Source organism: Halobellus rufus (assembly GCF_000739575.1).
Classification (GTDB): Archaea; Halobacteriota; Halobacteria; order Halobacteriales; family Haloferacaceae; genus Haloquadratum; species Haloquadratum rufum.
In genome coordinates this window covers 24,510-34,749 of record NZ_BBJO01000067.1, presented here as the reverse complement: position 1 = coordinate 34,749, position 10,240 = coordinate 24,510, and the positions used below count along the sequence as shown (strand labels likewise).

The 10,240-nt window shown below is 67.4% G+C and carries 8 protein-coding genes and 1 pseudogene; 2 read left to right on the top strand and 7 right to left on the bottom strand.

Annotation, left to right across the window (positions count from 1 at the left end; genetic code table 11):
* Window positions 1-50: 50 nt before the first annotated feature.
* On the bottom strand, window positions 51-1,007 hold the full coding sequence (locus ACP99_RS18270; RefSeq protein WP_081927583.1) for a ferritin-like domain-containing protein: 957 nt from the start codon (window positions 1,005-1,007) through the stop codon (window positions 51-53).
* A 394-nt stretch (window positions 1,008-1,401) separates the two neighbouring features.
* Window positions 1,402-2,996: pseudogene (gene serA / locus ACP99_RS18260) on the bottom strand (phosphoglycerate dehydrogenase).
* Between the two features lie 155 nt (window positions 2,997-3,151).
* Here serA and serB point away from each other — a divergent pair.
* Window positions 3,152-3,805 carry a phosphoserine phosphatase SerB gene (gene serB, locus ACP99_RS18255; RefSeq protein WP_049987953.1) on the top strand — a complete coding sequence of 218 codons (654 nt, stop codon included), beginning with the start codon at window positions 3,152-3,154 and terminating at the stop codon, window positions 3,803-3,805.
* An 8-nt stretch (window positions 3,806-3,813) separates the two neighbouring features.
* Here the strand turns inward: serB and ACP99_RS18250 are convergent, their stop codons facing one another.
* Both ACP99_RS18250 and ACP99_RS18245 read right to left on the bottom strand, forming a co-directional pair.
* Window positions 3,814-4,878: a DNA cytosine methyltransferase gene (locus ACP99_RS18250; protein ID WP_049987952.1), complete on the bottom strand. Its 1,065-nt coding sequence runs from the start codon at window positions 4,876-4,878 to the stop codon at window positions 3,814-3,816.
* Between the two features lie 72 nt (window positions 4,879-4,950).
* Window positions 4,951-6,252, bottom strand: a complete 1,302-nt coding sequence (locus ACP99_RS18245; RefSeq protein WP_049987951.1) for an amidohydrolase family protein — start codon at window positions 6,250-6,252, stop codon at window positions 4,951-4,953.
* 127 nt (window positions 6,253-6,379) lie between these two features.
* Here ACP99_RS18245 and codB point away from each other — a divergent pair, with 127 nt between their 5' ends.
* Complete coding sequence (gene codB / locus ACP99_RS18240; RefSeq protein WP_081927582.1) at window positions 6,380-7,774, top strand: cytosine permease; 1,395 nt, start codon at window positions 6,380-6,382, stop codon at window positions 7,772-7,774.
* A 30-nt stretch (window positions 7,775-7,804) separates the two neighbouring features.
* Here codB and ACP99_RS18235 read toward each other — a convergent pair whose 3' ends face one another.
* From ACP99_RS18235 to lipA, 3 genes are all read right to left on the bottom strand, one after another.
* Window positions 7,805-8,698: a hypothetical protein gene (locus tag ACP99_RS18235; protein ID WP_156105800.1), complete on the bottom strand. Its 894-nt coding sequence runs from the start codon at window positions 8,696-8,698 to the stop codon at window positions 7,805-7,807.
* A gap of 65 nt (window positions 8,699-8,763) precedes the next feature.
* Window positions 8,764-9,177 carry an EamA family transporter gene (locus ACP99_RS18230; RefSeq protein WP_049987949.1) on the bottom strand — a complete coding sequence of 138 codons (414 nt, stop codon included), beginning with the start codon at window positions 9,175-9,177 and terminating at the stop codon, window positions 8,764-8,766.
* Window positions 9,178-9,239: 62 nt separating this feature from the next.
* Window positions 9,240-10,172 (bottom strand): lipoyl synthase, encoded by a 933-nt coding sequence (gene lipA / locus ACP99_RS18225; RefSeq protein ID WP_049987948.1) that lies wholly within the window; start codon window positions 10,170-10,172, stop codon window positions 9,240-9,242.
* Window positions 10,173-10,240: the final 68 nt, after the last annotated feature.

The following is a 10,240-nucleotide window of genomic DNA, read 5'->3' as shown; positions in this document are numbered from 1 at the left end:
GGACCCGCCCGTCCGATCTCAGGCTCCGTTCGCGCGGCCTCGCCGCCGGCTCACTCCTCCGTCGGCGTCGCTTCCGTCGCTGTCTCGTTCATCGGCGCCTCTCCCGTTTCGGTTTCGGTTCCCGGCGCTTCTCCGGTCTCGGTTTCGGTCTCCGTTTCCTCCTCGTCGTCGGCTTCTTCGCCGTCCTCCTCGTCCTCCGCAGTCTCCTCTTCGTCTTCTTCATCTTCACCGTCTTCTTCGTCTTCGTCGGCTTCGTCCGTCTCGATGAAGCCCTCGACCGCGTCGAGGACCTCGGACTGCGACTGTGCGGGGTCGAAGGCGTCGGGGAAGGGCGACTCGCCGGTCACTTCGTTCAACAGCGCGGCGTGGCGCGCCTCGACGCTGTGGATCGACAGTGCGGCCGAGAGGAGGTCCGGACTCTCGACGAACGGGGCCGCACCCTGATACGTCGCGACCCCGGTGTTTTCGAGCACCTGGGCGGTCTCGAGGAACTCGTCGACGTCTTCGTACCCGAAGTCGTAGGAGGCTTCTTCCGCCGGCGTCCCGCCGAGTAGCTCGATCGCCTGCGAGAGCACCTCCACGTGCGCGGCCTCGTGCTCGGCGATCATCTCGACGTGACTGAAGATGGTGGTTCGTATCTCCTCGTCGTACTCCGAGAGCAGCTCTGCGTCGGCGAAGTCGTCCTCGTCGAACTCCTCGAGCGCCTCGCGATAGAACGCGTTCTCGAGGTGTTCGAGCGACAGCGCGTAGTTCAACACGTCGACGTCGGTCCCCTCGACGTCGTCGAACGCGGCACCGGCGTCCGTCTCCTCGGTCTCGGGTTCCTCGTCCTCTTCCTGCTGTGCGATCGTGTTCCCCGTCGCGCTGCCGAGCGCGACCAACGCCCCGCCAAGCAGCGCCGTGCGTCCCAAAAACCCTCGCCGAGAGCTGCGTTTCTCTGCGAGTCGGTCCTTCACCGATGCGGCGATCCGCGCCGCGCGCTCCTCTGTGTCGTTTGGTCCGGTCATAAGTTCCGTCGGGTGCGCCCCCGACGGGCTTCTCATCGACCCGCTCGCAGATTGTTATGCGTCGGATCCCCGAGAGTACGGTTACCCCCATCAGACGGTACGGTGCGGACCGTCGGAGTTCAGTTCGGCTTTCGCGTCCCGGTCCGCGTCGACGACGCAGGCCGCCGTCGCTCTCGAAGCGGTCGGCCGTCGGCCAGTACGCTCGGCTGTCCGCGAGTACGTTCGGCTTTGTCTTCGGTACGATCGGCGAAATTCGCCATTTTCCGAAGACCGGTTCGGCGATGTCCGGGTGAACGCGTCGATCTCCGAACGGTACGTCGCGCAGGACTCCACGCAGAAGCTACAGGCCGACGAACCGAATCCGTAAAAGGAAAAGAACTACCGGAGAACGGTTCTACTCGTCGTCTTCGCCGTTCAGCGTGAGGTAGCGGACGTCGATCATCCGCTCGTCGGCGAGCAGCGTCTCGACGACCTCCTCGGGGACCGGATCGTCGAGGTTGTAGACGGTGAGCGCCTCGCCGCCCTCCTCGTCGCGGCGGGCGTTGAACATCCCCGCGATGTTGATGTCGTAGTCGCCGAGGACCGAGCCGATGAAGCCGATGACGCCGGGCTTGTCGGCGTTGCGCGCGACGAGCATCTTCCCGTGCGGGATCGCGTCGACGCGGTAGCCGTCGATGCGGACGATCCGCGGATCGTCGCCGGCGAAGAGCGTCCCGCAGACGCTCAGCGAGTCGTCCTCGTTGCCGACGGTGACGGTCACGAGGCTCTGGAAGTCGTCCGATTGCATCCGCTTGGACTCGGTGACGTCGATGCCGCGTTCCTCGGCGATCTGCGGCGCGTTGACCGCGTTGACCTGCCACTCCAGCGGCTCGAAGACGCCTTTCAGCGCGGAGGCGGTGACGAGTTCGACGTCCTCCTCGGCGATGTCGCCCTCGTAGGTGACCTCGACGTTCGAGATCCGACCGTCGAGGAGTTGGGCGGCGCCTTGCCGGCGGTCTCCGCGAGGCCGATGTACGGGCGGATGCGCGGGAAGACGCTCTCGTCGACGGAGGGGGCGTTCAGCGCGTTCATCACCGGTTCGCCCGCGAACGCCGCGTCGACCTGATCCGCGATCGACGTCGCGACGTTCTCTTGGGCGGCCTCCGTGGACGCGCCGAGGTGCGGCGTGACGACGACGTCGTCGACATCGAGAAGCGGGCTGTCCGGGGAGACGGGCTCCTCGGCGAACACGTCGATCGCCGCGCCGTCGAGCGTGCCGTCGTCGACCGCTGCGGCGAGCGCGTCCTCGTCGACGACGCCGCCGCGGGCGCAGTTGATGAGGTAGCCGCTGCCCATCAGTTCCAGTTCGTCGGTCGAGATCATCCCCTCGGTCTCCGGCGTCAGCGGCGTGTGGACCGTCAGGAAGTCGGCCTGTTCGAGACACGCCTCGAACTCGACGAGTTCGGCACCGAGTCGGTCGGCGCGCTCCTCGCTGATGTAGGGGTCGTACGCGACGAGGTCCATCCCGAGTCCGTCGAGCCGTTTCGCGACCTCCTGACCGACGCGACCGAGGCCGACGATCCCGAGGGTCTTGCCGTTCAGTTCGGTGCCGAGGTAGTCGCTCTTGGCCCACTCGCCTGCCTTCAGCCGGGCGTGGGCCTGCGGGATCGAGCGCGCCGCCGCGAACGACATCGCGACCGTGTGCTCGGCGGCCGCGCGGACGTTCCCCTCCGGCGCGTTCGCGACGATGACGCCGTGCTCGGTCGCGGCGTCGATGTCGATGTTGTCGACGCCGATGCCGGCGCGGCCGACGATGACGAGGTCCGACGCGGCCTCGAACACCGCCTCGGTCACCTCGGTTCCGGACCGGACGACGAGGGCGTTCGCGTCCGCGACTGCTTCTAAGAGCGCCTCACCGTCCAGGTCGTAGGCCGTCTCGACGTCGTGGCCCGCCTCTCGGAGGCGTTCCAGACCGGCGTCGTCGATCGGGTCCGTAATAAGGACCTTCATATCCTAACCCTGCTGTGGTTCCCGGTTAAACGTTTCTTCATCGCCGCGAGCGGCGCTCTGCGTATCGCTAACGCACGTCTATGTTGTGCGTTGGTAGCGCCCACCGAGCTTTGCCGGATAGGTGGGTTGAAAGCCTCTCCGACAGACCCCCGCGTATGCGACTCGTAGCCTTCGACTTCGACGGAACGCTCTCCGACTCGGAGATGACGGTCCTCCTCGGCGAGAAAAAGGACGTCGCCGACCGGATGGCCGACATCACCGATCGCGCGATGAACGACGAGATCTCCTACGCCGAGAGCCTCCGAGAGCGCGCCTCCCTCCTCGAAGGTCTCGAAGCGGAGGCGGCCGCGGACGCCTTCGGGCAGGTCCGGCTCCGTCCCGGCGCGGCCGACCTCATCGAGCGGCTCCGGGAAGCGGGCCACCACGTCGCGATCCTGACCGGCGGCTTCGAGCGCGGCGTCGAGGCGGCGCTCGAACGCGAGGGCGTCGAGGTCGACACCATCGTCGCCAACCGTCTACCGATGAAAGGCGGCCGCCTGACCGGCGACGTCGAGGGACCGCTCATCACCGGGACGAAGGACGACGCGCTCGAATCGCTCGCCGCCGACCTCGACGTCCCGCTCTCCCGCACCATCGCCGTCGGCGACGGCGCGAACGACCTCCCGATGCTGGAGGTCGCGGGGCTGTCCGTCGGTTACGTGCCGAAGGACGCCGTTCGGCCGTCCTGCGATGTCGTCGTCGCGTCGATGTACCGGCTCGGGAAGGTGCTGGAAGGCTACAACGTGTTGCGGCGAAGCGACGGAGAATAGCTGGTCGCTCACTCCGCGTCGGCGACGCTCGCCTGCCGCATCGCCGCCAGATCCTCGGCCAGTGCCTCCGCGATGGCCTTCGAGAGTCCCGGTGGAACCGCGTTGCCGACGACTTTCAACTGGGTGCTCTTGGGGCCCTGAAACACGTAGTCGTCGGGGAACGACTGGAGGATCGCACACTCGCGGACGGTGCCGACGCGGTCCTCGACGGGGTGGATGAACGGCGCGTTGTGGTTCTCCTTGATCGTGATCGACGGCTCGTCGCGCGGGAGCCGTCGCCAGCTGTCGCCGTAGCTCTCGTAGAGGCTGTCGCCGGGTTCGACCTCGGCGATCCGCTCGACCATCTCCGCGGAGTGGTCCGTCTCGTCGTGGTTCGGGAGCTCCTCGATCGGTCGCTGGCTCTCGCCCGTCGTCCCGCGATCCAAGAGCGCGTCCTCGACCGTCACGTACGGCTCCAACCGCTTGCCGGTCAGCGTTGCCTGCTTCGAGGGACCGTGCGTCCGCTCGGGGTACGTCGGCCGTGAGCCGTCGCGACGCCCCTGGAAGATGACCCGCCGCCGGTTCTGCGGGACGCCGTAGTCGGCGGCGTTGAGCGTCTCGTAGGCGGGCTTCTCGTAGCCCGCGCGCTCGAACCCCTCCAGGATCGCCCGGAGGGTGTCGCCGCCCTCCATCGACTTGATCCCCGGGACGTTCTCCATCACGAACGCCGCGGGCTGGACGAATTCGACGAAGTCGATGAAGTTGCCGACGAGGTAATTGCGCTCGTCGTCCGGGTCGCGGTGCCCCGCGATGCTGAACCCCTTACAGGGCGGGCCGCCGATCACGACGTCGATCTCGTCGCGTTCGACGGGGTGCTCCGCGAAGAACTCCTCGGGGCCGACCTCTCCGAGGTCGGCCTGGATCGCCAGCGCGTCCTCGTGGTTGTGCTCGTACGTCGCGAGGAAGTCCGCGTTGGCGTCGACGCCGGCGACGACGTCGTAGCCGGCCTGCAGGAAGCCCTCCGAGAGCCCGCCGCCGCCGCAGAACAGATCGAGCACCTTGATCGACGAGCGATCGAAGTCGGCGTCCTGCATTCGGAATCTGCTCGTTTCTCGTTCGCGATCGTATTTAAACGCCCCGGGGCATCCCGAGAACTGTGAGCTGGCTTACCGCTTGTAGTCGACGTCGACCGCGCCGTCGGCCCGATGCACCGTCGTCACGCTCGGTTCGGTCTCCGCGATCGGCTCGCCATCGCGGAGCACCAGCGTCCGCGGCGCTTGCCGGCGCAGCGCGTTGAAGCCGTCTGGGCTGTCGTAGACGACGAGCGAGCCCTCGTTGCCCTCGCTGAGGCCGTACGTGCTCGCGTCGCCGCCGCCCGCGCCGAAGACCTCGGCGTTCGCCTCGGTGAGCATCTCCCAGAGCACCTCGACGTCGCCGCGCCCGGCCATGTGGGCGTAGTGCGCGAGGATGAACGCGGCGTCCAGCGGGTCGGCGACGCCGTAGTGGTACCACGGGTCGAGCACGGAGTCGTGGCCGAGGCCGACCGTGACGCCGGCCTCGCGGAGTTCGTCGATCCGGGTGTGACCGCGTCGCCGCGGGTAGTCGTCGTACGCCCCCTGCAGGACGGAGTTGTCGGGCGGATTCGTCACGACGCTCACGCCGCTCTCGGCGAGCATCGAGATCAGTTTGTCCGCGTAGGCGTTGTTGTACGAGTGCGTCGCCGTCGTGTGACTCGCAGTCACGCGGTCGCCGATCCCGCGCTTGATCGACTCGCTGGCGAGCACTTCCGTGAACCGCGAGCCCGGGTCGTCCGTCTCGTCGATGTGGAGATCGAGCGGGAGGTCGTGTTTCTCGGCGAGGTCGCAGGCGATTTCGACGCTCTTCACCCCGTCCTCGCGGGTGTACTCGTTGTGCGGGATCGCACCGACGAGGTCGACGCCCATCTCGACGGCCTCGACAAGCAGGTCCTCGTGGGACTCGTCGGTCAGGATGCCGTCCTGCGGGAACGCGACCACCTGCAGATCGACGAGGTCCGAGACCCGGGACTTCAACTCGAGGAGCGCCTCCACCGTCGTCAGCGACGGCTCCGTCGTGTCCGCGTGCGTCCGGATCCGCGTCACGCCGTGGGAGGCGTACCACTCCACGGTCTTCGTCGCCCGGTCGAGGATGTCGTCGACGGTGATGTCCTGCTTGTACTCGGCCCACACCTCGATGCCCTCCGCGAGCGTCCCGCTGTCGTTCCACGAGGGATTTCCCGCCGTTCCCGTCGCGTCGAGGTGGACGTGCGGTTCGATGAGCGGCGGCGTGAGCAGCCGTCCGCCAGCGTCGTAGCGCCGGTCGGCGTCGAACGCGTCCGGGTCGCCCTCGCCCGCGGGAACGAGTCGGTCGATGACGCCGTCGCGGATCTCGACGTCGACGGCGTCCGCCTCGCCGATCGTCCGCCCGTTCGTGACGATGTAGTCGGTCATCTCACTCGCAGACGCGGTCGTCCGACGGTTAACGATTTCTGCTCTCTGCTACCGTCACGACCGATTTGTGACAACAATTGTGGTCGAGACCCCCAATTTTATAAAAACACGACGAAAGCGGAGACTGATGGCAACAGGAGACGAGACGTCCGTGTGGCGGCGGTTCGTGTTCGGCGACGAGGAACTACCCGACCCCGACTACCCGCTCGATCACGTCCCCGGCGGCGAGCGGAAGGGACTGGTGAGCATCTCGGCGGTCCTCCTCGGATACGTGTTCTTCGCGGGCACGATCTGGGCCGGCGCGGAGGTCGGCGCGGCGATGGGCTTCGGCTCGATGCTGACCGCGATGGGCGTCGGATACGCGATCCTCGGCGTCTACGTCGCGGCGCTGTGTGGGATCGCGGCGAAGGCGGGGTTGACGACCGTACTTCTCGCGCGCTACAGCTTCGGTCGCTGGGGCGCGAAGTTCGCGGATCTCATTCTCGGCGGCACGCAGGTGGGGTGGTTCGGCGTCACGATTCCGATGGTCGCGATCCCGACGGCGACGTTCTTCGGTCTCGACACGCCGACGTTCACGGCCGCGCTCATCCTCCTGTGGGGGATCTTCCACCTCGCGACGGCGTACTTCGGCTACGAGGGGATGGAGACGCTCTCGCTCGTCGCCGTCCCGATCCTCGTCGTCGTCGGCGTGCTGTCGATCTTCATCGCCGTGCAGGACGTCGGTGGCCTCTCCGGGCTGTTCGCCGCGTCCGGCGCGGGCGAGATGGGCTTCGCCGCCGCGGTCACGATCGTCGTCGGGACCTTCATCAGCGGCGGCACGCAGGCCCCCAACTGGGCGCGTTTCGCCAGCAGCACCCGAGTCGGCTTCTGGGCGGGGCTCGTCGCCTTCCTCGTCGGCAACGGCTTTCTGTTCATCTCGGGGGCCGTCGGTGGCTCCGTCTACGACGTCACGCCCGCGGGCGACCTCTACGCGGTGCTGGCGGCGCAGGGACTCGCCGCGGTGGGGCTCATCGCGCTGATCTTGAACATCTGGACGACCAACGACAACGCGGCCTACGCCTTCGGCGTCGCGGGCAGCGAGGCCTTCGAGTTCGACCGGAAGCGCCCCTTCATCCTCGTCGGCGGCTCGATCGGGATCATCCTCGCGCTCGTCGGTGCCGACAGCCTGCTGATCCCGTGGCTGTCGACGCTCGGGCAGTACGTCCCGCCGCTCGGCGGCGTGCTCATCGCGGACTTCCTGCTCTGCTGGCGGATGCGCGTCCCGCGGATGGACGACGTCGACTTCGCGAACGTCCGCTGGACGGGCGTCATCGCCTACACCATCGGCGCGGTCGTCGCGGTGTTCACGGCCGGACAGGTCGTCCCCGGTCTCGCGGCCCCGCAGGTGATCCCCGGTCCCGTCGGCGCGGCGCTGAACGGGATGGTCGCCGCGTTCGTCGCTCACCTCGTCCTCTACTACCTGCTCGAAACCACCGGCGTCGTCGACGGTCACGAGGTCTCCACCGACGCGGAGCACCTCTGAAGCCAGTGCGCTGATCCCGTGACGCTCGGGTCAGCCGTCTAATTCGCTCTCCAACGACGCCCGCCACTCGTGTGGGTTGTACCACCCGCAGCCAACGCAGCCGACGTCTTCGTCGTACTCCGTTCCCCCCTCGTAGTAGTACTCGATCTCCATGAACGGGGGTCGCTTTCCGCTCTCGACGCAGGCCTCGCACTTGCGGCTCTTCAGCAGGTTGTGCGTCCGCGTGAGGATCTGAAAGTGCTCTCTGATCTCCGCGTCGCTCATCGAGTCGTAGTCGAAGCTCTCCGACTCCTCCCAGCGGACTTCGGGCACACGGTGGTCGACCTCCAAGGTCGTACTCGGCGAGGACCCGTCGAACGCGTCGCGGTGGTCGTAGAGGTCGCGGACGCGGCGCTTGAACGAGTCGGGCATGTCCTGCCGCGTGATCGACTTCTGCGTCGGGAACGGGTATTTGAGCTTCCGGTGGAACGTGGTGTCCTCACAGATCTCGCAGTGGCGGTAGTCGCCCTGCCCCTGTCCGGTGTTCTGGACGAACTCGAAGCCCTCCTTGCGGAGCATCTGGATGTCCTTCGCGGGCTGGGAACTGGGGAGTTCACAGGCCGAGCAGTGCCACTCGCAGTCGGCGAGCGTCTCGAAGGTCGCGGCGCGCTTGGTCCCCTCGTTCGAGGGGTTCCAATCGCGCGTGGCGTACTCGTGGACGCGCTCGCCGAAGTCGGTCAGCGAGTACGTGTCGCCGTCGCGCTCGGCGATACCGTCGTCGACGAACGACGAGAGCACCGCTTTCGCGTCGGCGTTGGCGGAGCGTTCGGACTCCGACCGAACGGTCTTCGGGCCGTCGGCGAGGTGCGACAGCACCGCCCTCCGTCGCTCGTCGTCGCGAATCGACAGGACCAGATCGGCCGTCTCCTCGTCCATTCCGGGCATACGCTCGACTCTCGAATCCGACGTTCAAAACCGTGTGGGATGCGGTTCCCGTTCGGAGCGCCCGTTCAGAGCGCGATCAGAACGACGGCGACGGCCGCGAGGACGAGTCCGACGACGTTCGTCGGCGACACCGCGACGTCGAGGTAGGCGACGCCGACGACCGCGGGCACGACGAAGTACAGCGCGGCGATGGCGGACACGACGGCCATACTCCCGCGCGTCAGGGCGGCGTAGAAACTGATGCTCCCGGCCGCGAGGAACGCGCCGGAGGCGAGCGCGAACCCCGCGTCCGCTCTCGTGCCGGTGATCGGTTGCCTCGCGGCGACGACGTACGCGCCGGCGACGCCGATGCTCGCGACGTAGGACAGAAACACCGCGTTGGCTGCCGAGATCGACCGCGTCGCGAAGCCGGCCGCGACCGCCCACCCGCCGAACAGCAACAGCGATCCGAACGCCAGTGCGATGCCCGTCGAGACCATACCGCCCGTTTCCGACTCCGGTTGAAAAAGTCCCGGTCGAGATCTCGGTCCGGGGGTGCGGGCTAGGTCCCGGCGGCGCGCGCTTCCTGCCGGGCGGCCTCGATGCTCTTGCCCTCCCGCAGCACGGCGTCGACGAACAGCTCGCCGGCCTTGTACGACGAGCGGACCATCGGCCCCGACGCGCAGTAGAGGAAGTCGAGTTCCTCCTCGGCGACGGCCCGCCACGTCTCGAAGGCGTCGGGGTGGACGTACTCGAAGACGTCCAGATGTGACCGCGAGGGCTGGAGGTACTGCCCCAGCGTGACGACGTCGACGTCGGCCTCTCGGAGGTCAGACAGCGTCTGGTAGATCTCGTGGTCGTACTCGCCGAGCCCGAGCATAATCGACGTCTTGGTGTAGACGTCGGACTCCTCCGATACCTGTTCGAGCACCGACAGCGACTGCTCGTAGTCCGCGCGGCGGTCCCGCACGGGCCACTGGAGGCGCTCGACCGTCTCGATGTTGTGCGCGATCACGTCCGGTCCGGCGTCGATGATCTTCCGCACGAGTTCGGGCTCGCCCTGGAAGTCGGGGATGAGGACCTCCACGAGGATCCCGGGGTCGCGGTCCTTGATCTCGCGGATCGTCCGCGCGAAGTGGCCCGCGCCCTGATCCGGGAGGTCGTCGCGGTCGACCGAGGTGAGCACGACGTAGTCCAGTCCGATCTCGGCGACCGCGTCGGCGACGTTCGCGGGCTCGTCGGGATCGAGCGCCTCCATCCCGCCGGTCTCGACGTCGCAGAAGTTACAGCCGCGCGAGCACCGATCGCCCATCAGCATAAACGTCGCCGTCCCCGGGCCGTTGCGGCCGCTCCAGCACTCGCCCATATTCGGGCAGTTCGCCTCCTCACAGACCGTGTGGAGGTCCCGATCGCGGAGCGAGGACTTGATGTCGGTGAACCGCCGCCCCGACGGCGGGCGCATCTTCAGCCAGTCGGGTTTTCGCCTGCCGCTCATACGCTTTCCTTTGGGCGGGCGAGCAAAAGCCTGCGGGTGATCTCGCCGTTCGCTCCCTCCCCAAAAAT

Bases quoted from the DNA above. Each gene is read 5' to 3' on its own strand.
- ACP99_RS18270 (WP_081927583.1), bottom strand. From the start codon at position 1,007: ATGACCGGACCAAACGACACAGAGGAGCGCGCGGCGCGGATCGCCGCA.
- serB (WP_049987953.1), top strand. From the start codon at position 3,152: ATGCGACTCGTAGCCTTCGACTTCGACGGAACGCTCTCCGACTCGGAG.
- ACP99_RS18250 (WP_049987952.1), bottom strand. From the start codon at position 4,878: ATGCAGGACGCCGACTTCGATCGCTCGTCGATCAAGGTGCTCGATCTG.
- ACP99_RS18245 (WP_049987951.1), bottom strand. From the start codon at position 6,252: ATGACCGACTACATCGTCACGAACGGGCGGACGATCGGCGAGGCGGAC.
- codB (WP_081927582.1), top strand. From the start codon at position 6,380: ATGGCAACAGGAGACGAGACGTCCGTGTGGCGGCGGTTCGTGTTCGGC.
- ACP99_RS18235 (WP_156105800.1), bottom strand. From the start codon at position 8,698: ATGCCCGGAATGGACGAGGAGACGGCCGATCTGGTCCTGTCGATTCGC.
- ACP99_RS18230 (WP_049987949.1), bottom strand. From the start codon at position 9,177: ATGGTCTCGACGGGCATCGCACTGGCGTTCGGATCGCTGTTGCTGTTC.
- lipA (WP_049987948.1), bottom strand. From the start codon at position 10,172: ATGAGCGGCAGGCGAAAACCCGACTGGCTGAAGATGCGCCCGCCGTCG.